The following is a 21,347-nucleotide window of genomic DNA, read 5'->3' as shown; positions in this document are numbered from 1 at the left end:
GGTCAGTGAGTGCTGGCGACGGAGATCGACTCGCCCGACACCTCGGCGAACGGACCGCGACGGTCGGCGACCGCCAGGTACACGATCGCACCGAGACCGGCGCCGATGAACCAGGAGAACTCCGAGATCACCTCGAAGGCCGGGACGAAGGCCATCACCAGGGCGATGGCCGCAGTCGGGACGAGCGCGAGGATCGCCCGCATGTTGACCCCGTTCCGGTAGTGGTAGGCGGCACCCGGCGCCTCGGTGAACAACGCGGGCACGTCGATTCGCGAACGGCGGACGAGCCAGTAATCGGCCATGACGATACCGAACAGCGGGCCGAGAAGGGCACCGAGTCCGCCGAGGAAGTAGTTGATCACCGCCGGCGAGTTGTAGAGGTTCCACGGCAGGATGACCAAGCCGATGATCGCGGCGACGAGCGCCGCGCGCCGGAAGTCGAGGTGGCGCGGGAACAGGTTGGACAGCGCATAGATCGGCGCGACGAAGTTGGCCATGAGGTTCACGGCGACAGTGAGGATCAGCAGCGCGAGGCAGGCCAGCACCAACAGGAAGGTGTTGGGAACGGTCTGGACGATGTCCGACGGCGACTCGATGACGGTGCCGTTGATGCGGAACTGGGCTCCGGCGAGGGTGATCACGATGGCGCCGAAGAGCAGCATGTTCAGCGGGATGCCCCAGAAGTTGCCGCGCACGATCGCTTTTCGCGATTCCGCGTTGCGGGTGAAGTCGCAGAAGTTGAGGACGAAAGTGCCGTAGATCGCCACCCACAAGCTGGCTCCGCCGATGATCTGCAGCCACATGTCGACACCGGTCAGCGAGTCCGGGGTCGACCAGGCGATGGTCCAGTCCGCGTTGCTCAGCATCCAGACGGCGAGCGCGACCATCGTGATCAGGATGACCGGACCGGCGAAGGCCTCGTAACGGCGGATCATCTCCATGCCGTAGCTGACGATGATCACCTGGATCACCCACAGCGAGACGAAGGAGATCCAGCCCAGGGTCGAGAGCCCGAGGAAGCGGTTCGTGTCGAGATCTGCCGCGCCGGGGAACAACGCGATGAGCATGATCCGGAGGACGACCGACGCGAGGTAGGTCTGGATGCCGAACCATGCGATCGCCACACCACCGCGGATGAGGGCGGGGATCTGCGCCCCGCGGATACCGAAGGAGATGCGGCTCATCACCGGGAACGGCACACCCGTCTGTTCGCCCATGAACCCCGAGAGGTTGAGGAGCAGGAACAGGAAGACCCCACCCAGCACCAGCGCCGCCAGGATCTGCCATCCGCCGAGCCCGAGCGCGAAGAGGCCGATCGCGAAGGCATAGTTCCCCAGGCTGTGGACGTCGTTGGCCCAGAGCGTGAAGATGTTGTACGCGCTCCAGCGCCGTCCGACGCGACTGGTCGGCGCCAGGTCATCGTTGTACAGCTTCGGGCTCAGCCCGGCCGGAACGGCGCCGGTGACACCGGACGCGTCGCCGCCGACGGGGATCGTGTGCTGCTCAGTGCTCATCTCTGCACTTTCGGTCGGACGGTCATCGATGACCGCGCTCCTACACTCGCGGAAGTTCCGTGATGTGGAATGAAGATTCCGCGTTCGTGACAGTTAGCCTGACAGCCCGGGGCGTTGTCAATAGCATGACCCTGCCCTACTCGCGAGTTGAGTTCCGAAATAGCGACAGTTCATTCCATGATGAGGAATGACCTGGGTTAGTCTGCGACCCAGCAGTTCGATTGAGCCAACAGTTCGATTGACCCAGCAGTTCGATTGACCCAGCAGTTCGATTGACCCAGGACACGGCCGAACAAGGAGTCCCGCCCCATGACCGCAGCACCCGATGCCCCGGGCACTTCGTCCGACACACCGTTCGATCTGGTGGTGCGGGGTGAACAGACGCTCACCACCGCCGGCATCGTTGCGCGCGAGATCGGTATCCGCGACGGTCGAGTGGTCGCCATCGAACCGCTCGGCAGTGGCCTGGCCGGCACCGAGGTCATCGAACTGGCCGACGACCAGGTGATGATCCCCGGGCTGGTCGACACACATGTCCATGTCAACGAGCCCGGACGCACCGAGTGGGAGGGTTTCGACTCGGCCACCCGGGCAGCCGCAGCCGGTGGCGTCACCACCCTCATCGACATGCCACTCAACTCGATCCCGCCGACCGTCAACGTCGACGCGTTGGCCGAGAAGCGGGCTGCGGCGCAGGGAAAGACACACATCGACGTCGGCTTCTGGGGTGGCGCCATCCCGGGTAACGAAGACGACCTGCGCGGCCTGCACGACGCCGGCGTGTTCGGCTTCAAGTGCTTCCTGCTGCACTCGGGTGTGGACGAGTTCCCACACCTGACGGCCGACGAGATGGAAGCCGACATGGCGAAGCTCGCCGAGTTCGACTCGCTGATGATCGTCCACGCCGAGGACTCGCGCGCCATCGACAAGGCACCCTCCCCGGAGGGCGATGAGTACACCCGCTTCCTCGCCTCGCGCCCGCGCGGCGCCGAGAACCTGGCGATCGCCGAGGTGATCGAGCGGGCGCGCTGGACCGGCGTGCGCGCCCACGTGCTCCACCTGTCGTCGTCGGATGCCCTGCCGATGCTCGCCAGCGCGAAGCGCGACGGGGTGAAGATCACCGTCGAGACCTGCCCGCACTACCTCACTTTGCTGGCCGAGGAGGTGCCCAACGGCGCGACGGCCTTCAAATGCTGCCCGCCCATCCGCGAGGCCGGCAACCGTGAACTGCTGTGGGAGGGATTGCTGGCCGGCACCATCGACTGCATCGTCTCCGACCACTCCCCGTCGACCGTCGACCTGAAGGATCCCGAGAACGGCGACTTCGGGGTCGCCTGGGGTGGCGTGGCGTCGTTGCAGCTGGGATTGTCGCTCATCTGGTCGGAGGCCAAGAAGCGCGGCATCGATCTGCCGCAGGTCATCGAGTGGATGGCGTCGAAGCCCGCCGACCTCGCCGGTCTGCCGACGAAGGGCCGCATCGCCCTCGGTTGCGACGCCGACTTCGCGATCTTCGAGCCGGAGTCCGCGCAGATCGTCGACGTCAACCGCCTCCACCACAAGAATCCGGTGAGCCCGTACGACGGCCGTGCGCTCGCCGGCGTGGTCAGGGGCACCTGGGTTCGCGGGCAGAAGGTGGACTTCGAGACCGCCCGCGGTCGCATGCTCCGCCGCGGCGACGTCTGAGCCCCGGTCCCCGCTGCCTGAGCCCCGGTCCCCGCTGCCTGAGCCCCCGGTAAGCTGGGCCGAATGAGTTCGGATGACCAGCACACCGGCCTGGCCGATGAGTTGGCCGCGCGTTCCGACGACGCGCTGACCGAGCTCCTCCTCGAACGCCCCGACCTCGCCTCACCGACGCCGTCGGGGACGCGGGTACTGGCGCAACGGGCGCTGTCGGCGGCGTCGTTGGCCCTGGCCGGCGAGGATCTCGACGTCCTTGCCGTCGCGGTCCTGGAAGAGGTCGCCGCCCGCCACAGCCGCAGCCCGAAGAAGTCGCGGCGTCCGTCGGTCGCGACGATCGTCAAGGCCCTGTCCGGCCGCGCCGATGCGGCGGCCGTGCGCGCCCGTCTCGATCTCCTCCGACGCCGCGCGATCCTCTGGGGCGAGGACTCCTCCCTCGGCGCCGGTGAACACGTCGACTCCGCGATGCCGTGGAAGGCCAAGCACCTCAGTGGTCCGCTCGTCGGGCGGTCGGGCGAGGAGATCGCGGCGATGATCGCCGATCTCGACGAGCGGCCCCTCGGTCTGCTGCACACCCTCGCCCGCGGTCCGGCCCTGGGCCGCAGTCGCGACGCGGCACACGACGCCGACCCGTCCTCCCCCGTCGCCCGACTGATCTCGTCGGGCCTCCTCGCGCGCATCGACGATCAGACCGTCGAGCTACCGCCGATGGTGGGCGCCGTGCTCCGCGAGGAACCTGCTTGGCGCACAGACGTGTTGGAGCCGCCACCGCTCCACGAACCCGGCGCGAAGCCACGTTTCGGGGCCAAGGCGGTCGACGCCGCAGCCGGCGGCGAGGCACTCGAACTCATCCGTCACCTCACCCAGCTGATCGCGGTCCTCGGCGCGACGCCGGCGGCGGTGCTCCGCTCCGGCGCGCTCGGCGTCCGCGAGCTCCGTCGTCTGGCTAAGCTGACCGGTCTCGAGACACAGCGGGTGGCGTTCCTCGTCGAACTCGCCGCCTATCTCCGGCTCATCGACGCGGGCTTCCCGGATCCCCCGCCGCCCAACGATTCCGGCGAACAGTCCTTCGCGCCCACCTCCACCGCCGACACCTGGCTGCACCAGCCGCGCGAGCGCCAGTGGCTCGCGCTGGCCGACGCCTGGATGCACATGCCGCGCCGCGCCTGGCAGGTCGGCGAACCCGATCGGGACGGCAACGCGCTGCCGACGCTCGGCTCCGACCTCCACGACGCCTACGCCCCGGTGCAGCGTCAGCTCATCCTGTCCACCCTCGCCCACGCCGACCCCGCGGTGTGCGTCCCCGCCGACACCCTCCTCGCGAACCTGCACTGGCACCGCCCCCGTCAGATCCGGCGCTTCAGCCGCCGCGTCGTCGCCGAGACCTTGCGTGAGGCACGGGAATTGGGCATGGTCGCGCACGATGCCCTGACCACCGTCGGTCGCGCGTACACAGTGGAGGAGTCGCCGGACTCCGACCCCGCCGACGTCGACGCAGCGGTGCTCGCCGCGATGCGCAAGTCCCTGCCCGAACCGGTGGACCACTTCCTGACCCAGGCCGATCTCACGCTGACCGTCCCCGGCCCGATGACACCCGAACTCGCCGAACAGGTGGAGCTCGTCGCCGATCTGGAGTCCGGTGGTGCGGCGTCGGTCTATCGGGTCTCGCCGGAGAGCGTGCGCCGGGCGCTCGACGCGGGCCGCAGCAGCAACGAACTGCTCTCGATGTTCACGAAGCACTCGAGAACCCCGGTGCCACAATCGCTCACGTATCTCATCGACGACGTCGCACGACGCCACGGCCAGTTGCGCGTGGGCGTCGCGTCGGCGTTCATCCGCTGCGAGGACCCGACGGTGCTCGCCGCCGTGCTGCGCAGTGCGGCCGCCGAACCGCTTGCGCTTCGCGCGCTGGCCCCCACGGTCGCGGTGTCACCGTCGGAGGTCCGCGACGTCATCGATCAGCTGCGGGCGGCGGGATTCGCTCCGGCGGGCGAAGATTCGTCCGGAGCCCTGGTCGACCTCCGCGAACGCGGCAGCCGGGTTTCGGTGTCGCGGGCACGTCGGCAGGCCCAGCCACGCCGGAACGCGCCGTCGGAGGCACAGCTGCGGTCGGTGGTGACCCGCATCCGCTCGACCGACCGGGCGGCGGCGGCGACCCCGGTGCGCGGCGCCGTCACGACGACCCCGGTGCGTGCGAGCGGCGGAGGCGAATCCGCCACCGCGCTCATCCAGCTCGCACTGCGCGCCAACCGCAGGCTGCGCGTGGGATACGTCGACGCACAGGGATCGGCGAGCCGGCATGTGGTGACCCCGAAGATCCTCGGCGCGGGCCAGCTCGTGGCCGTCGAGGAGGGCAACGACGACGAGCAGCGGTTCTCGCTGCACCGGCTCACCAGCGTGGAGTTGCTCGACACCTGAACCCTGGCGATAGAGACATCATGTGACAGACGTCTCATCCTTGGTACCCTCGGGTATGACCGCGGCACGCGAGATCTCCGCAGGACAACCACCCGGCGGCGTGGCTGACACGTATCAGCACGACCTCGTCACCCGGATGAAACCCTCGCGCAAGCGCCCCCGGGTGACCCGACCCGCCGATCTGGTCACCGCCATCGGGCCTTCTCTCGCCGGCACCAACGTGATCATGCAGCTCGCCAACCCGAAGGTCGGGTACGGCGTCCACGAGAGCCGCGTGCCGTCGGGCAACGCGATCAAGCGGCCCATCAAACGGGGGCGCACCACCGGCACGTTCCTCGCCGTCGCACTGATGGGCTCCGACGACGACAAGGCCTACATCCACGAAGCCGTCGGCCGCATCCACGACGAGGTGTACTCCACCCAGTCGAGTCCCGTCCGCTACAGCGGGAACGACTCGCGTCTGCAGCTGTGGGTCGCGGTGTGTCTGCTCAAGTACTTCATCGACCAGTACGAACTGCTCTATGGTCCGCTGAGCGCCGAGGAGAAGCAGATGGTGCTCGACGAGGCGCACCCGCTGGGCACCGCACTCAACGTTCCCCGGGACAAGTGGCCGGCGACCTACGACGAACTGCTCGTCTACTGGAACGCCGAATTGTCCTCACTGCGCATCGACGACCCGGTGCGCGACGAGCTCCGCAGCCTCGCCGACCTGTCCTTCCTGGAGTACCGGGTCGGAAAGCTCGGCACGCTGCTCCACGCCGCGATCGGGCCGTCGCTCGCCTACGCGATCAAGGCCGGGTTGCCGCCGGAGTTCCGCACGATGATGCGGTGGCGGTGGACCGAACGCGACGAACGCCGCTATCAGCGGGCGCTTGCCGGCTTCCGCCGCGTCGACCCACTGGTGGCACCCGTTCTGCGCGGGATCTTCCGGCTCAACATCATCGACCTGCGGGTCCGTCGCAAGCTCGGCATCCCCGTCTTCTGACTTCGCCGGGGTCTCTCGCGTCACAGCGCAGGCCCGACGCTGACAATCGTCGGTGCGATCTGGACAATGGAGCGGGTGACCGATGGACCCCTGATCGTGCAATCCGACAAGACGCTGCTGCTCGAGGTGGATCACCCCGACGCCGCGGCGGCGCGCGCGGCGATCGCACCCTTCGCCGAACTCGAACGCGCCCCCGAGCACGTCCACACCTACCGGGTCACCCCCCTCGCGCTGTGGAACGCCCGCGCCGCAGGTCACGACGCCGAACAGGTCGTCGATGCACTCGTGACGTACTCGCGGTACGCGGTGCCCCAGCCGCTGCTGATGGACGTCGTGGACACCATGGGCCGGTTCGGTCGCCTGCAACTGGTCAAGCATCCGGCGCACGGGTTGACCCTCGTCAGCCTCGACCAGGCGGTCCTCATCGAGGTGATGCGCAACAAGAAGGTCGCCCCGATGCTGGGTGCGCGCATCGACGACGACACGGTCATCGTGCACCCGTCCGAGCGGGGTCGCCTCAAGCAGGTGCTGCTGAAGGTCGGCTGGCCGGCCGAGGACCTCGCCGGATACGTCGACGGCGAGGCACACGCCATCGACCTCGCCCAGGACGACTGGCAGCTGCGTGACTACCAGGAGATGGCAGCCGACTCGTTCTGGGCCGGCGGCTCGGGCGTGGTGGTGCTCCCCTGCGGTGCCGGCAAGACGATGGTCGGCGCGGCGGCGATGGCCAAGGCCGGCGCGACGACGCTGATCCTGGTGACCAACACGGTCGCCGGCCGCCAGTGGAAACGTGAACTCATCGCGCGCACGACGCTCACCGAGGAGGAGATCGGCGAGTACTCGGGCGAGCGCAAGGAGATCCGTCCCGTCACGATCGCCACCTACCAGGTGATGACACGGAAGTCGAAGGGCGAGTACAAGAATCTGGACCTTTTCGACTCCCGCGACTGGGGTCTGATCATCTACGACGAGGTCCATCTCCTCCCCGCACCCGTCTTCCGGATGACCGCCGACCTGCAATCGCGTCGTCGACTCGGCCTCACCGCGACCCTGGTCCGCGAGGACGGCCGCGAGGGCGACGTCTTCAGCCTGATCGGACCCAAGCGCTACGACGCCCCGTGGAAGGACATCGAGGCGCAGGGGTGGATCGCGCCGGCCGACTGCGTCGAGGTCCGGGTGACGCTGACCGACGAGGAGCGTCTGCAGTACGCGGTCGCCGAGCCCGAGGAGAAGTACAAGCTCTGCTCGACGGCCCACACCAAGGTCAACGTGGTCAAGGCGATCCTCGACAAGCACCGGGGTCAGCAGACCCTGATCATCGGCGCCTACATCGATCAGCTCGAGGAACTGGGCCGCGAACTCGATGCCCCGGTGATCCAGGGCTCGACGAAGAACAAGGAACGCGAGGTCCTGTTCGACCGGTTCCGCTCCGGCGAGTTGCAGACCCTTGTCGTGTCTAAGGTGGCGAACTTCTCCATCGACCTGCCTGAGGCGTCGGTCGCGGTGCAGGTGTCGGGGACGTTCGGGTCACGCCAGGAGGAGGCCCAGCGGCTCGGCCGGTTGTTGCGACCGAAACGCGATGGCGGACAGGCGCATTTCTACTCGGTGGTGTCGCGCGACACCCTCGACGCCGACTACGCCGCGCACCGCCAACGGTTCCTCGCCGAGCAGGGATACGCCTACCGCATCACCGACGCCGACGACCTCCTGGGCCCGACGATCGGTGAGGGTTCAGCCGGCTGAGTCACAACTCGGCGCCTGGAGCGACCACCGGATAACCGAGCGCAGACGCACCCGCCGTGAGTCGTTGGTCGTAGGCGACGAACGCGGTCATCTCGGCGCGGATCACGGTTGCCGAGGCCAAGTGCAAGGCGTCGAGCGAGCGCAGCGAGGACGGGCCGATCGATTCGGCGATGTCGATGACGGCGGCGCTCAGCGGGATCACGTCCAGAGCATCGAGGAGATCACGCGCTCGCTCATGAAGGCCCGGGCTGCCATCACGCAACGCGGTGCGCATCAATTCGACTCGTCCCAGCGCACTCGTCACGGTCGGGACCCCTGGACGCAGCGCGAACCACTCGATCAGCGGTGCGGTCTCGGCCTCGCGCACCACGAGTTTCACCATCGCTGAGGTGTCGAGATAGATCAACGATCCTCGCGAACCTGGTCGAGGACTTTGGTGAGCGCGCGCGTCGGCAACGTCTCGGGGTGCAGCCCGGTTATGCCGCCCGCACTGCGGGCCGGCACGAGTATCCCGGCCTCGATGAGCGCTTCTCTACTTCTTTCCCCCGCAGACACCGGGACCAACCGCGCAACCGTGCGGCCTCGGTTGGTGATGGCCAACTCTTCCCCGGCCTCGACTTGCGCCAGATACTGCGAGGCGTGCTGCCTGAGCTCGCGGATACCGATTGTCCTCATTCCTGCAGGGTAGCACCTGAAGTGCTACTTGACCCCGTGCTTCCGGAGGAGCCTCACCTTCCGCTCCCTGATCCGGAAGAACGACCTGCCCCCTGCTCCCTGAGGAGCGCCCGGAGCTTGCGGAGGGCGCGTCACGAAGGGTCAGATCTCTACGAGGCAGTACCCGATCGACTCCGGCTCGTAGAAGACCCATGTCGTCTCCTCGCCCGAGCAAGTCACCGACGCATCCGACCGCGTCGTGACACGGGCGAGGACGGTCTGCGCCGTTGCGGCGCTCGTACAGGGGGCTTCCCGGTAGTCGGCGAGGGAGCCGCCCGACAGCGGCACCAGGTAACACAGATCCTCGTAGAAATTCGGTGTGAGACAGACCTTGTCGGAGCTACCCGGAAAGGTGAGCGTCGAGTTCTGCGGGCTCGCGCACGACGACGACGCGGCGATCTTCGACGCGGTGTAGAAGTTGAGACCGGCCGAGTCACAGTCGACCTTCGACGCGTTCACGCTCGTCGACGACGCGGAGTCGGTCGCGATGCCGATGCACTCGCCGACCTGCACGTCCCCCGGTCCGTTGACCGCCGACGTCGAGGAGTCGGTGGTGCGGGGAGCAGACGTGCCGGCACCGGAGGTCGGGGTCTGCGGCCCAGCGGCCGTGGTGGACCGCGATGTGGAGGTGTCGCTCGCGGTCGGGGCGCTCGACACCTGCGTCGCGACGTAGACGACCCCGGCCGCGATCGCGAGCACGAGGACGGCCGCGAGCGACCCCAGTGCGATCAGCAGCCCGGACCGCTTCTTCGGTGGTGGCGCGTAGCCACCCTGCGAGGGGAACCCGCCGGGGTAGGTCCCCGGCTGCGACTGATACGGCGAATACTGCTGCGGCCCTTGGGAATAGGACACGGGGTTCACCGGAACGGGCGGGGCCGCCGGAACCGGCGGCACGGGCGACGGCGCGCGCACCGTCGGCTCCTTGGACAGCTGAGGAACGGTGAGCGCGCGTTCGAGGTCGACGGCGAAGTCGCGGCACGACCCGTACCGGCGGTCCGGCTCTTTCGCGAGGGCGCGACCGAACACCGCGTCGACATCGCCCGAAATACCCGGACGCAGGGTGGACGGTCGCGGCGGCATCGCCTGCAGGTGGCCGGCGATGATCGAGGCGGTGCCGGCACCCTGGAACGGCGGCCGCCCGGTGAGCAGTTCGAAGACGGTGGCCGCGAGCGCGTACTGGTCGGCGCGACCGTCGACCGGATCGCCGAGCAACTGTTCGGGTGAGGCATACGCGACGGTGCCGAGGAAGACGTTGGTCCAGGTGAGATGACTGACGTCCTGCTCCGACTTGGCGATCCCGAAGTCCGCGAGCAACACGCGCGGCTCCGGACCACCCGCGCCCTGCAGCAGGATGTTGGCCGGCTTGACGTCGCGATGAAGCAGCCCCGTCGCGTGGGCCCGGTCGAGCGCGGCGCCCACCGCGCGCACGATCGCGATCACCGTCGCGGTGTCGAGTCCCCGCGGGTTCTGCCGAAGCAGCTTCAGCGCATCGATGCCGTCGATGTACTCCATCGCGATCCACAGGTGGCCGTCGTACTCACCGGAATTGAAGATCGTCACGATCGACGGGTGGACGACGCTCGACGCGTGCTCGGCCTCTTTGACGAACCGCTGCCGGTACATCGGGTCGCGACTGAGATCGGCGGGCAACACCTTCAGTGCCTCGTTCCGCGGCAGGTGGGGATGCCGCGCGAGGTAGATCTCGCCCATGCCACCCCGGCCGACGAGTCGGATGATGGTGTAGCCGGCGAAGTGCTCGCCGGGATTGCGCGGCATCGCTCCTCCTCACCCGTGTCGGCGACTGGGGTCAGTCTGTCACCCCCGCAGCGCCCACCGCGACCGTTGAAGAGAGGACCTGTGCCACTGTGGGAACATGTCATCCGCGAACCGGACAGTCGACCGCCTGCGTCCGTTCACCACGACGATCTTCGCCGAGATGTCGGCGCTGGCCGTCGAGCACGACGCCGTGAACCTCGGACAGGGCTTTCCCGACACCGACGGGCCGGCATCGATGCTCGATGCCGCGCGCGAGGCCATCAGTGACGGTCGCAATCAGTACCCGCCGGGTATCGGTGTGCCGGAGTTGCGGCACGCGGTCGCGCGGCAGCAGCGTGACCGGTATGGCCTGGAGTACGACCCCGATCGCGAGGTGTTGATCACGGTCGGCGCGACCGAGGCGATCGCCGGTGCCGTCGTCGGTCTGGTGGAGCCGGGTGACGAGGTCATCATGATCGAGCCCTACTACGACGCCTACGCCGCCGCTGTCGCGATGGCCGGGGGTGTGCGGCGCGTCGTGCCGCTGGTCCCCGACGGCGACGGCTTCCGTCTTGATCGCGAGCGGCTCGCCGCGGCCTTCGGGCCGAAGACGTCGATGGTGGTGGTGAACAGCCCGCACAATCCGACGGGGACCGTGCTGTCGACCGACGACCTCGCCGAGATCGCACGGCTGTGCGTCGAGCACGACGTCATCGCCGTCACCGACGAGGTCTACGAATACCTCGTCTTCGACGGACGGACGCACACCCCGCTCGCGGCGCTACCGGGTATGCGGGAACGCACGCTGCGTATCTCCAGCTCCGGCAAGACCTTCAACTGCACCGGCTGGAAGGTCGGCTGGGTGAGCGGTCCGCCCGAGCTCGTCGGCGCGGCGCGGACGGCGAAGCAATACATGTCCTATGTCGGCTCCGGGCCGTTCCAACCCGCGGTGGCACACGCGCTGGAGCACGAGTTGGACTGGGTCCGCGAGTCGGCGCGGGGGCTGCAGGCCAAACGCGACCTGATCTCGACCGCGCTGTCCGACGCCGGTTTCGTCGTACACCGTAGCGAGGCAACCTATTTCGTCTGTGCCGACCCTCGTCCCCTCGGCGTCGACGACGGCATCGAGTTCTGCCGATCGCTGCCCGAACGCATCGGCGTGGCCGCGGTGCCGGTCAGTGTGTTCACCGACGACCGCGAACCCTGGCACCACATGCTCCGGTTCGCCTTCGCCAAACGCGACGAGGTGATCGCCGAAGCCGCCGAGCGGTTGCGCCGGTTGTGACTCCCCCTCCGCTGGTCGAGCGGGCACCCCCCGCTGGTTCAACCGGCCCCGCCCCCGCTGGTTGAGCCGGCACCGAGCGCAGCGAGGCGCCGAGTCGAAGCCACCTGGCGACCACCCCCGCTGGTTGAGCCGGCACCGAGCGCAGCCGCCGGGCCGAGCAAGCGACGAAGGAGCGCGTCGAGGTCGAGGCGCCGAGTCGAAGCCACCTGGCGACCACCCCCGCTGGTTGAGCCGGCACCGAGCGCAGCCGCCGGGCCGAGCAAGCGACGAAGGAGCGCGTCGAGGTCGAGGCGCCGAGTCGAAGCCACTTGGTGACCACCCCCGCTGGTTGAGCCGGCCCCGAGCGAAGCGAGGCGCCGAGTCGAAGCCACTTGGTGACCCGACAGCCTGAAGCTCAGCGCAACGCCGGGATCACCCGCTGCTCGAACATCTCGAGGTCCTCGCGGTCGACGGCGATGTTCGGGAAATAGCAGATCCCGTAGGACATTCCAGCGTCGGCGAGCCCGCGAAGGTTCTCGGCGACCTGCTCGGGCGTCCCAACCGCGGGCATCCCCCGGAACGCGCCGAGACTGCCGGACGCCGCGTCGGGCCCGACGATCTTGCTCAGCCGGGCTTCGAGATCGGCAAGTTTGCGCTCCACGTCGGCCTCGGTCTCGCCAAGCATCACGTTGTAATTGGCCGAGCGGGTGATCGACTCGAAGTCGCGTCCGAGGTCGGCGCAATGTTGTTGCAGGACCGACGATTTGTGCGCGAACCCGTCCGGCGTGCCGTCGAAGTTGGTGTAGTTGGCGTACTTCGCCGCGATCCGCAACGTCTTCTTCTCCCCGCCGCCCGCGATCCATAGTGGCAGCCGCCCGGCCGTGGGCTGGGGGCGCAGATGGCGTCGTCGACGGTGTAGTGCTTGCCGTCGAGTGTCGCCCGTCCGGTCTCCCAGGCCTGCTTCATGATCTGCACGCCCTCGTCGAGCCGCGCCAGCCGCTCACCCGCCGACGGGAATCCGTAACCGTATGCACGCCATTCGTGTTCGTACCAGCCGCCACCGATGCCCATCTGCACGCGACCGCCGGAGATCAGGTCCGCGGTGGCGGCGACCTTGGCGAGGTACATCGGGTTGCGGTAGCCCATCGCGGTGCACATCTGCCCGATGTCGACCCGGCTGGTGGTGGCGGCCAGGGCGGCCACGAGAGTCCACGCCTCATGCGTGGCCTCGTCGGTGGGCAGCGGGACGGTGTGGAAGTGGTCGTACACCCAGATCGAGTCCCAGCCGCCCGACTCGGCGCGGTCGGCGACCGACGACATCACCCCCCACTGGTCCGCGGGTTCCACACCCACGAGATCGAGACGCCAGCCCTGGGGAATGAAGAGTCCGAATCGCATGAGGTCCAACGTACCGGTGGAAAACTCTTCACAAACTTACAAGCAGTCCGGACTGTTTGTGCTATCGTCGCTGATGTGACCGAGCCCACCCGAGCCCCACGTCGTCGTACGCAGGCCGAACGCACCGCGACCACCCGTGCGCTCATCCTCGACGCGACCGTCGACGCCCTCGTCGACGTCGGCTACGCAGCCACCACCACGCAGGAGGTGAACCGCCGCGCCGGCATCTCCCGCGGGGCGCTCCTGCATCACTTCCCCACCCGGGAATCACTGGTGGTCGCCGCGGTCGGGCACCTCGTCGAACGGCGACTGGCAGAGATCCTGTCGCGGCCCCGCACGGGCGACGAGGGACTCGAGATCCTCGTCGAGGCGTTCAGCGGCCCACTGTTCGACGCCGCTCTCGAGTTGTGGGTCGCCGCCCGCTGCGACGTCGGGCTACGAACCGCGATCATCCCGCTCGAACAACAGGTCTCCGACGCCCTCGCCGTCGGTTGTGCCGAGTTGTTCGGCGACCGGTACACCGCCGCGGAACTCGAACTGTCCATCGAACTCGCACGCGGACTCGCGGTGTCGCGCATCCTGCGCTCGCCCGACGCCGACCGCGCGCTGCTCGACCGACTCCTGCCCGTATGGAAGGAACTCCTGTCTCATGACTGAACCCAGTCCGACTCTCCCGCAGCAGAACACGCTGCCCCGGCGCGTCGACGTCCTCGTCGTCGGCGTCGGATTCGGCGGCCTCGCCGCCCTGCATCGTCTGCGAAAGGACCATCCGCAGCTGCAGACCCTGGCAATCGAGCGCGGCGACGGCGCGGGTGGCGTCTGGCGCGAGAACGACTACCCGGGCGCGGCCTGCGACGTCCCGACGTCGCTGTACTCGCTGTCGTTCGCGCCGAACCCGGAGTGGTCGCACACCTACGGTCGTCGCGACGAGATCCATCGGTATCTACGCTCGGTCGCAGTCGATTTCGCCGATCAGATCCGATACAACTGTGCGCTGACGTCGGCGCGCTGGGACGGTGGCACGCAGGAGTGGGTCGTCGACACCACCGACGGTGAGATCCGGTGCCGCTACCTGGTCGCGGCGCCCGGTGCGCTGTCCGAACCCGGCCTGCCGACCGTCCCCGGCGCCGACGAGTTCACCGGCACGATGTTCCACTCCGCCGACTGGGATCATTCCCACGACCTGCACGGTCGACGCGTCGCAATCGTCGGCACCGGCGCGTCGGCAATCCAGATCGTGCCCGAGATCGTGGACGAGGTCGGGCATCTCACGGTCTTCCAGCGCACCCCCGCCTGGGTCGTCCCGCGTCTGGACCGCAACATCGGCACCCTCGAACGCGCGCTCTATCGTCGGGTTCCCGGTATCCACCGCCTGGTCCGGCGGATGGTGTGGACCTATCGCGAGGCCTACGTCCTCATGATGGCCCGCAATCCCAAGCTGCTGCCGATCGCGAAGACCATCGCGCTGGCCCAGCTGCGTGTCCAGGTCCGCGACCGTGCGCTACGCCGTCGGCTCACCCCCGACTACACCATCGGCTGCAAGCGGATGTTGTTGACCAACAAGTGGTTCCCCGCACTCCAGCGTGACAACGCGACCGTCACCGGCGCGATCACCCGTCTCACCGCACGCGGCGCCGTCGACGATCAGGGTCGCGAGCACGAGGTCGACACGGTCGTCTTCGCGACCGGGTTCACCCCCACCGAGCCGCCCATCGCGTCGGCGATCACCGGGCGCGACGGCCGCACGCTGGCCCAGGCGTGGAAGGGTTCACCACGCGCCTACCGCGGGGTCGAGGTCCACGGCTTCCCCAATCTGTTCTTCCTGTACGGCCCCAACACGAATCTCGGTCACAGCTCGATCGTGCTGATGCTGGAGCCGCAGGCGTACTACATGAGCAAGGCCCTCGCCGAACTCTCGCGTAGCGGCCGGTCGACCTTCGAGGTCACCGAGGATGCACAGGACCGCTACAACTCCGAACTCGATCCCGAACTCGAACGCACCGTCTGGAATTCGGGTGGCTGCTCGAGCTGGTACCTCGACTCCACCGGTCGCAACTCGGTGATGTGGCCGAAGTTCACGAGCGACTTCCGCCGGATGATGTCGTCCTTCGAACCCACCGACCACCGCTTCGACGCCGCGATCCCCGCCGCACCCGTCGACCAGGCCGTCACCACCGGAGCAGACACGGCATCCGACGCCACCGAATCCGACACCGAGAGGACCGTCGCACCGTGAGTTCCACCCCTGACCATTACGACGCCATCGTCATCGGCTCCGGTTTCGGCGGATCGGTTGCGGCCCTGCGACTCACCGAGAAGGGCTACCGCGTCGCGGTCATCGAGTCCGGTCGGCGTTTCTCCGACGGCGACCTGCCCAAGACGAGCTGGCGCCTCAAGGACTACGTCTGGGCACCCGCGCTCGGATTGTTCGGGGTGCAGCGCATGCACCTGCTGCGCGACGTGCTCGTGATGGCCGGTGCGGGCGTCGGCGGTGGATCGCTGAACTACGCGAACACCCTGTACCGTCCGCTGCCGGCGTTCTTCGACGACCCGCATTGGGGATCGATCACCGACTGGGCATCCGAGCTCGACCCGTATTACGACCAGGCCTCACGCATGCTCGGCGTGACCACGTATCCGAAGGTGACGCCCGCCGACCGCGTGATCCGCAAGGTCGCCGAGGAGATGGGCGTCGGCGACACCTTCGTCCACACCCCGGTCGGCGTGTTCTTCGGCGAGGCGGGCAAGACGGTCGACGACCCGTTCTTCGGCGGCGCCGGCCCGGCACGCACCGGGTGCACCGACTGCGGCGCCTGCATGACGGGATGTCCGGTGGGAGCGAAGAACACGCTCGTCAAGAACTACCTCTACCTGGCCGAACAGGCCGGTGCCGAGATCATCCCGATGACGACCGTGGACACCGTCCGGCCGCGTTCCGGCGACGGGTACGTCGTGGAGTCGCACCGGTCGGGCCGACGCTGGTCGCGCCGTGGGCGCCGCACCTTCACCGCTGATCACGTGGTGTTCGCCGCCGGCACCTACGGCACCAACAAGCTGCTGCTGGACATGCAGCAGGGCGGCCACCTGCCCGGGCTGTCGTCTCGCCTGGGCAAGGTGGTCCGCACCAATTCCGAGGCGGTCCTGGCCGCCACCGCACGCGACCTCGACATCGACTACACCGAGGGTGTCGCAATCACGTCGTCGTTCCATCCCAACGACCACACGCACATCGAACCCGTGCGATATGGCAAGGGCAGCAACCTGATCGGCATGCTGCAGGCCATCCTCGTCGACGGGGGTGGTCCGCTGCCGCGACTGCTGCAGGCGCTGATCGAGATGGTCCGTCACCCGGTGATCACGCTGCGCGGCCTCTCGGTACGACGCTGGTCGGAGCGCACCATCATCGCACTCGTCATGCAGACCGCCGACAACTCGCTCGAGTTGTTCTCCCGCCGAGGTCGTTTCGGCCCAATGCTGCGCAGCCGGCAGGGCGAGGGCGATCCCCCGCCGACGTGGATTCCGGAGGGGCACGAGGCGGTGCGCGCCGTCGCACGCGAGATCGACGGCGACGCCGGCGGTTCCATCGTCGATCTGCTGAACATCCCGATGACCGCGCACTTCCTAGGTGGTTGCTCGATCGGACGGTCGGCGGCCGACGGCGTGGTGGACCCGTATCACCGGGTGTTCAACCACCCGGGGCTGCACGTGGTCGACGGTGCGACCGTCTCGGCCAACCTCGGCGTCAACCCGTCGCTGACCATCACCGCGCAGGCCGAACGCGCCCTGGCGATGTGGCCCAATGCCGGCGAGGCCGACCCGCGGCCTGAGCTCGGTGCGGCGTACCGGCCCGTCGAGCCGGTGGAGCCCCACCACCCGACGGTCCCCGCCCACGCGCCCGGCGCGCTGCGCCTCCCGATCACGCCGGTCTCCGACGCCACACGCGCCGGCTGACCCGACCCCCGCGGGTTGAGCCGGCACCGAGCGAAGCCACTGGGTGACTGCCCCCGCTGGTTGAGCCGGCCCCGAGCGAAGCGAGGCGCCGAGTCGAAGCCACTTGGCGACCGATCATGCGAAGTGACCTCAACGCACGCGACCTCCCCGCGACGCTCGGCCAACCCCCGCTGGTTGAGCCGGCACCGAGCGAAGCGAGGCGCCGAGTCGAAGCCACTTGGCGACCGATAATGCGAAGTGACCTCAACGCACGCGACCTCCCCGCGACGCTCGGCCAACCCCCGCTGGTTGAGCCGGCACCGAGCGAAGCGAGGCGCCGAGTCGAAGCCACTTGGCGACCGATCATGCGAAGTGACCTCAACGCACGCGGCGTCCGCGCCGCGCCCGGTCGGCGTTGATCGGCCAGATCACCACACTCCGGGCGGCCTCAGTTGAATGCTGATACGGGCACCGACGCCGCGCACCTTGGGCACGGCGTGCTCCCAGGTGCGCTGACAACTGCCACCCATGACGAGCAGGTCGCCCGACGACAGGGTGAACTTCAGAGACCGACCGCCACCGCGGGGTCTGAGCATGAGTGGCCGAGGTGAACCGAGCGAGATGATGGCGACCATCGTGTCGTGTGTGGACGCCCGACCGATGCGGTCGCCGTGCCACGCAACCGAGTCGTTGCCGTCGCGGTACAGGCTGATCCCGGCGGTCGCGAAACCCTCGGGTAGTTCGTCGCGGTAGTGCTCGGTCAGTGCGGCGCGTGCGCCGGTGATGATCGGGTCGGGGAATCGGTCATCGGCCTGGTAGATCGAGACGAGCCGCGGAACCTCGACCACCCGCTCGTACATTCGACGACGCTCGGCCCGCCAGGGGACGCATTCGCGGAGGCGGTCGAAGAGCTCGTCGGCACCACTGATCCAACCGGGACACAGGTCGACCCACGCACCCTCGGTCAGCGGACGGCGCGAGATCGATGTCGACAGGTCGCCGAGCGTCGGCTCCGCTGATTGCTCGGAGAACAAAGAGCCCTGGGTGCCGAGAGACATGACTTCAGGCTACACCCAGGTCGCACGTGTGTTCGAGTGCTTTACCCAGGATTCGTGCGCGACAGTTCCGGAAGCAGGTCGAACCGTCCTGCGACGAGGGCGGACCGTTTCGCGCGAGACCAGCCGTGGACACGGCGCTCGGCCGCGTAAGCCTCGCCTATGTTGGGAAACTCCTGCTGGAATACGAGCCGGACGGGCCGACGAGGACGCGTGTAGCGCGAGCCGTTTCCGGTCTGGTGCTGGTCGACTCGATGCTCGACGTTCCGAGTACTCCCGACGTACAGCGTGCCGTCGGAGCATTCGAGGATGTAGAGAAAGCCACTCATGGTGTGACTGTCGAGGATTGCTGCGACAAATCGGTCGATGCCTCCACAGCCAGCGGATCGTGGCGAGTCTGTCCACAGGGTCGTTGGCAGGTTTCGCGGATCGGTCACCAAGTGGCTTCGACACGGCGCCTCGCTCCGCTCGGGGCCGGCTCAACCAGCAGGGGCGGTCACCAAGTGGCTTCGACACGGCGCCTCGCTCCGCTCGGGGCCGGCTCAACCAGCGGGGGTGGCTTCGACACGGCGCATCGACCTCGACGCGCTCCTTCGTCGCTTGCTCTGTCCAGCAGATCCGCTCGGGGCCGGCTCAACCAGCGGGGGCAGTTGTCTACGCACACGCCGATCCTCGTGCTTTAATCATTTCGTTATAAACGTGAGGACCGAGAGAAGTCGATGAAGCGCACCCGTATCGCCGCCGCCCTGCTCGCCACCGCCGCACTGGCACTGCCCGTCGCACCGGCGACCGCCAACCCGCTCGACACACTCTTCGGAAGCGCGAGCGGCAGCCTCGACTCCGGCAGCGCCGCGCTCGGCTCGTCCGGCGGCGACAAGGTCACGCACTACGGCAAGCTCGGCCGCCCCGGCGCACCGAACGGCATCAAGTCGATCAACGTCTGGGTGTACACACCGAACAACACCGCGGCCGTCGTGCCCAACACCTATCCGAAGAACTCGCGTCTGGGCGTGCGCTGGAACTCGATCATCGACGCCGGGCCGATCGTCGACGGCAACGAGTGCCGCATGGAGGTCCGCCTGTCCGGACCGAAGGTCCCCAAGCAGGCCTCGCTGTTCAAGACCCAGGACTGCACCGCGGTGAAGTCCTACTTCTTCAAGGGCGCAGGCGATTTCACGATCCGCGTCACCGACACCATCTCGGGCGCGTCGAACAGCATCGCGTTCAGCGTCCAGTAGTCGGGCCTTTTTCAACCGGTTCAGCGCACCCCGACGAAGACCTGGATGGGGAGAATGCACTCCCCCGCTCTCGTCGGCGCTCCGGTGGTCACGACCGACAGTTGCCCCGGGCTTCTCCAGGGCCCATACGCTTCGAAGGTCGTGGCGTAGAGCGCCGGAACGATGCAGCCCGCCTCCACCCGGTGCTCACCGGTGCCACCACTGCAGTACGACGCCGAGACGACGATCGCCGACCCCGCCACGCAACCGGTGGGTTCGGCCGATGCCGAGGACGCGGACACCGCCGACAGCGCAGCACTGCCGACGCACAGGGCGCCGACAACCAGGGTGCGCGCCAGGATCACCGCACGCCGGTGATCGCGATGACCGGGAGTATGCACTTCCCGACGTTCGTCTGAGCGCCGATGGTCACGACCGACAGCTGCCCCGGTGCGCGCCAGGGGCCGTTTGCGTTGGTGAGTGTCGCGACCATGGTCGAGTCCAGACATGCTGCCTGCACCCGGTGCTCCCCCGTACCGCCACTGCAGTACGACGCGGCGACGACGACGGCCGCCCCGGCGACGCAACCGGTGGGTTCGGCCGATGCCGACGGGGCCGCGACGGTGGAGAAAGTCGCGCCGGCGACGCATGCCGCTCCGGCCAGCATGATGCGCAAGGAACGTTTCGAGAGGGTCATGCCGCGAATCTAAGCCATGCAGCGTCCGAAGTTCTCTACCTCAAACATGATTCGTCCGTTCGTGGGATCGGAGCCATTCGACGCTACGCTCAGCCGACGGCCCCGACGTCGAACTTCTCCCCCGTGAGCCGCTCCGATTCCTCCCAGAGCGCGGTCCGGAACTCGACGTCGTCGGCAGCTTTCTTGTAATCGCTGCGTCCGGGGGCGCCGCGCATCCCGAAGAACTGCGTCGGCCCGTAGAACGTCCCGGATCTCGCATCCGGCAGGGTCGCCGCGTACAGCTGGGGCAGCGCCCCGTCGGCCGCCGGCTGGGCGATCGGCAGCTTGTTGCCCAGCTTCGCGAAGAAGTCGGAGAAGTTCTCGCTTCTGCCCTGCAATTCCGTTGAGGCGTAACCCGGATGGGCGATCAACGACTTCTTCGACGACCCGGCCGCCGCCAGCCGTGCGGCGAGCTCCTTGCCGAACATCAGGTTGGCCATCTTGGAGTCGCCGTAGGCCCGCCAGCGCCGGTAGCGGCGCTGTTCCCAGTTCAGGTCGTCGAGTTGGATGTCGCCGATCTGGTGCATCGTCGACGACACGGTGACCACCCGTTCGGTGATCTTCGGCAGCAGCAGCGCCGTGAGGGCGAAATGCCCGAGATGATTGGTGCCGATCTGCATCTCGAAACCGTCGGTGGTGCGTCGGAACGGGACCGCCATCAGTCCCGCGTTGTTGATCAGCACGTCGGCGCCGGTCACCCCGGCGGCGAAGGCGCGCACGGATTCGAGGTCGGCGAGGTCCAGTTTGGCGACGGTCGCCTTCGGCCCCAGCTCCGACGCCACGGCATCGGCCTTGGCAGTGTTGCGGCACGCCAGCACCACCTCGGCACCGGCGCGGACGAGCACCTTCGCGGTCTGATACCCGAGTCCGCTGTTGGCACCGGTCACCACGAACGTCCGGCCCGTCTGGTCCGTCACGTCCGCTGTCGTCCAACCACTCAT

18 protein-coding genes and 1 pseudogene are annotated in these 21,347 nt (G+C 68.0%); 9 read left to right on the top strand and 10 right to left on the bottom strand.

Annotated features, from left to right (window positions below; translation table 11 throughout):
• Window positions 1-2 precede the first annotated feature (2 nt).
• Window positions 3-1,514: an NCS1 family nucleobase:cation symporter-1 gene (locus GR168_RS05670; protein WP_159370258.1), complete on the bottom strand. Its 1,512-nt coding sequence runs from the start codon at window positions 1,512-1,514 to the stop codon at window positions 3-5.
• 309 nt (window positions 1,515-1,823) lie between these two features.
• Between GR168_RS05670 and allB the strand changes: the two genes are divergently transcribed.
• The 4 genes from allB to GR168_RS05650 all read left to right on the top strand — a co-directional run bounded on the left by allB (window position 1,824) and on the right by GR168_RS05650 (window position 8,337).
• Window positions 1,824-3,197: an allantoinase AllB gene (gene allB, locus GR168_RS05665; protein ID WP_159370257.1), complete on the top strand. Its 1,374-nt coding sequence runs from the start codon at window positions 1,824-1,826 to the stop codon at window positions 3,195-3,197.
• Window positions 3,198-3,260: 63 nt separating this feature from the next.
• Window positions 3,261-5,609, top strand: a complete 2,349-nt coding sequence (locus tag GR168_RS05660) for a helicase-associated domain-containing protein (RefSeq protein WP_159370256.1) — start codon at window positions 3,261-3,263, stop codon at window positions 5,607-5,609.
• Window positions 5,610-5,664: 55 nt separating this feature from the next.
• Window positions 5,665-6,594, top strand: a complete 930-nt coding sequence (locus tag GR168_RS05655; RefSeq protein WP_159370255.1) for an oxygenase MpaB family protein — start codon at window positions 5,665-5,667, stop codon at window positions 6,592-6,594.
• A gap of 75 nt (window positions 6,595-6,669) precedes the next feature.
• Entirely contained in the window at window positions 6,670-8,337 is a 1,668-nt protein-coding gene (locus GR168_RS05650; RefSeq protein ID WP_321179980.1) for a DNA repair helicase XPB, read from the top strand.
• A 1-nt stretch (window position 8,338) separates the two neighbouring features.
• Here GR168_RS05650 and GR168_RS05645 read toward each other — a convergent pair whose 3' ends face one another.
• The 3 genes from GR168_RS05645 to GR168_RS05635 all read right to left on the bottom strand — a co-directional run bounded on the left by GR168_RS05645 (window position 8,339) and on the right by GR168_RS05635 (window position 10,827).
• Window positions 8,339-8,743, bottom strand: a complete 405-nt coding sequence (locus GR168_RS05645) for a type II toxin-antitoxin system VapC family toxin (protein ID WP_137810536.1) — start codon at window positions 8,741-8,743, stop codon at window positions 8,339-8,341.
• A complete protein-coding gene (locus tag GR168_RS05640; RefSeq protein ID WP_159370254.1) occupies window positions 8,740-9,012 on the bottom strand; it encodes a type II toxin-antitoxin system prevent-host-death family antitoxin in 273 nt (90 codons plus the stop codon). The genes GR168_RS05645 and GR168_RS05640 overlap by 4 nt, the downstream gene beginning before the upstream one ends.
• A 141-nt stretch (window positions 9,013-9,153) precedes the next feature.
• The gene (locus tag GR168_RS05635) at window positions 9,154-10,827 is read right to left on the bottom strand and encodes a serine/threonine-protein kinase (RefSeq protein ID WP_159370253.1); all 1,674 of its coding nucleotides are present in this window, start codon (window positions 10,825-10,827) and stop codon (window positions 9,154-9,156) included.
• 97 nt (window positions 10,828-10,924) lie between these two features.
• Between GR168_RS05635 and GR168_RS05630 the strand changes: the two genes are divergently transcribed.
• Window positions 10,925-12,091, top strand: coding sequence for a pyridoxal phosphate-dependent aminotransferase (locus GR168_RS05630; protein ID WP_159370252.1), 1,167 nt, complete (start codon window positions 10,925-10,927; stop codon window positions 12,089-12,091).
• A gap of 394 nt (window positions 12,092-12,485) precedes the next feature.
• Here the strand turns inward: GR168_RS05630 and GR168_RS05625 are convergent.
• Window positions 12,486-13,468 (bottom strand): annotated as a pseudogene (locus tag GR168_RS05625) (LLM class F420-dependent oxidoreductase).
• Window positions 13,469-13,543: 75 nt separating this feature from the next.
• Here GR168_RS05625 and GR168_RS05620 point away from each other — a divergent pair.
• From GR168_RS05620 to GR168_RS05610, 3 genes are read left to right on the top strand one after another with little or no spacing between them, the layout of a single operon-like run.
• On the top strand, window positions 13,544-14,125 hold the full coding sequence (locus tag GR168_RS05620) for a TetR/AcrR family transcriptional regulator (protein WP_159370251.1): 582 nt from the start codon (window positions 13,544-13,546) through the stop codon (window positions 14,123-14,125).
• Complete coding sequence (locus GR168_RS05615) at window positions 14,118-15,704, top strand: NAD(P)/FAD-dependent oxidoreductase (RefSeq protein ID WP_159370250.1); 1,587 nt, start codon at window positions 14,118-14,120, stop codon at window positions 15,702-15,704. The genes GR168_RS05620 and GR168_RS05615 overlap by 8 nt, the downstream gene beginning before the upstream one ends.
• Entirely contained in the window at window positions 15,701-17,419 is a 1,719-nt protein-coding gene (locus tag GR168_RS05610) for a GMC family oxidoreductase (protein ID WP_159370249.1), read from the top strand. The genes GR168_RS05615 and GR168_RS05610 overlap by 4 nt, the downstream gene beginning before the upstream one ends.
• A 407-nt stretch (window positions 17,420-17,826) precedes the next feature.
• Here the strand turns inward: GR168_RS05610 and GR168_RS05605 are convergent, their stop codons facing one another.
• Window positions 17,827-18,456 (bottom strand): alpha-ketoglutarate-dependent dioxygenase AlkB, encoded by a 630-nt coding sequence (locus tag GR168_RS05605; RefSeq protein WP_159370248.1) that lies wholly within the window; start codon window positions 18,454-18,456, stop codon window positions 17,827-17,829.
• Window positions 18,457-18,497: 41 nt separating this feature from the next.
• Window positions 18,498-18,782, bottom strand: coding sequence for a GIY-YIG nuclease family protein (locus GR168_RS05600; RefSeq protein ID WP_065631742.1), 285 nt, complete (start codon window positions 18,780-18,782; stop codon window positions 18,498-18,500).
• 390 nt (window positions 18,783-19,172) lie between these two features.
• On the opposite strand from GR168_RS05600, the gene GR168_RS05595 reads away from it, so the two are divergent.
• Window positions 19,173-19,691 (top strand): hypothetical protein, encoded by a 519-nt coding sequence (locus GR168_RS05595; protein WP_058253916.1) that lies wholly within the window; start codon window positions 19,173-19,175, stop codon window positions 19,689-19,691.
• A 20-nt stretch (window positions 19,692-19,711) separates the two neighbouring features.
• On the opposite strand, the gene GR168_RS05590 is transcribed toward GR168_RS05595, so the two are convergent.
• The 3 genes from GR168_RS05590 to GR168_RS05580 all read right to left on the bottom strand — a co-directional run bounded on the left by GR168_RS05590 (window position 19,712) and on the right by GR168_RS05580 (window position 21,347).
• Window positions 19,712-20,071: a hypothetical protein gene (locus GR168_RS05590; RefSeq protein ID WP_238995029.1), complete on the bottom strand. Its 360-nt coding sequence runs from the start codon at window positions 20,069-20,071 to the stop codon at window positions 19,712-19,714.
• Entirely contained in the window at window positions 20,032-20,367 is a 336-nt protein-coding gene (locus GR168_RS05585) for a hypothetical protein (RefSeq protein ID WP_159370247.1), read from the bottom strand. Before GR168_RS05585 ends, GR168_RS05590 begins: the two co-directional genes overlap by 40 nt.
• Before the next feature lie 89 nt (window positions 20,368-20,456).
• Entirely contained in the window at window positions 20,457-21,347 is an 891-nt protein-coding gene (locus GR168_RS05580) for an oxidoreductase (RefSeq protein WP_078113519.1), read from the bottom strand.

This window comes from Gordonia sp. JH63 (assembly GCF_009856645.1).
Classification (GTDB): domain Bacteria; phylum Actinomycetota; class Actinomycetes; order Mycobacteriales; family Mycobacteriaceae; genus Gordonia; species Gordonia hongkongensis.
This window is presented reverse-complemented; position numbering and strand designations above follow the sequence as displayed.

Excerpts from the sequence above, each read along its gene's own strand:
- GR168_RS05600 (WP_065631742.1), bottom strand. The coding sequence starts at position 18,782 with ATGAGTGGCTTTCTCTACATCCTCGAATGCTCCGACGGCACGCTGTAC.
- GR168_RS05595 (WP_058253916.1), top strand. The coding sequence starts at position 19,173 with ATGAAGCGCACCCGTATCGCCGCCGCCCTGCTCGCCACCGCCGCACTG.
- GR168_RS05670 (WP_159370258.1), bottom strand. The coding sequence starts at position 1,514 with ATGAGCACTGAGCAGCACACGATCCCCGTCGGCGGCGACGCGTCCGGT.
- GR168_RS05580 (WP_078113519.1), bottom strand. The coding sequence starts at position 21,347 with ATGAGTGGTTGGACGACAGCGGACGTGACGGACCAGACGGGCCGGACG.
- allB (WP_159370257.1), top strand. The coding sequence starts at position 1,824 with ATGACCGCAGCACCCGATGCCCCGGGCACTTCGTCCGACACACCGTTC.
- GR168_RS05635 (WP_159370253.1), bottom strand. The coding sequence starts at position 10,827 with ATGCCGCGCAATCCCGGCGAGCACTTCGCCGGCTACACCATCATCCGA.
- GR168_RS05585 (WP_159370247.1), bottom strand. The coding sequence starts at position 20,367 with ATGACCCTCTCGAAACGTTCCTTGCGCATCATGCTGGCCGGAGCGGCA.
- GR168_RS05640 (WP_159370254.1), bottom strand. The coding sequence starts at position 9,012 with ATGAGGACAATCGGTATCCGCGAGCTCAGGCAGCACGCCTCGCAGTAT.
- GR168_RS05615 (WP_159370250.1), top strand. The coding sequence starts at position 14,118 with ATGACTGAACCCAGTCCGACTCTCCCGCAGCAGAACACGCTGCCCCGG.
- GR168_RS05630 (WP_159370252.1), top strand. The coding sequence starts at position 10,925 with ATGTCATCCGCGAACCGGACAGTCGACCGCCTGCGTCCGTTCACCACG.
- GR168_RS05655 (WP_159370255.1), top strand. The coding sequence starts at position 5,665 with ATGACCGCGGCACGCGAGATCTCCGCAGGACAACCACCCGGCGGCGTG.
- GR168_RS05605 (WP_159370248.1), bottom strand. The coding sequence starts at position 18,456 with ATGTCTCTCGGCACCCAGGGCTCTTTGTTCTCCGAGCAATCAGCGGAG.
- GR168_RS05660 (WP_159370256.1), top strand. The coding sequence starts at position 3,261 with ATGAGTTCGGATGACCAGCACACCGGCCTGGCCGATGAGTTGGCCGCG.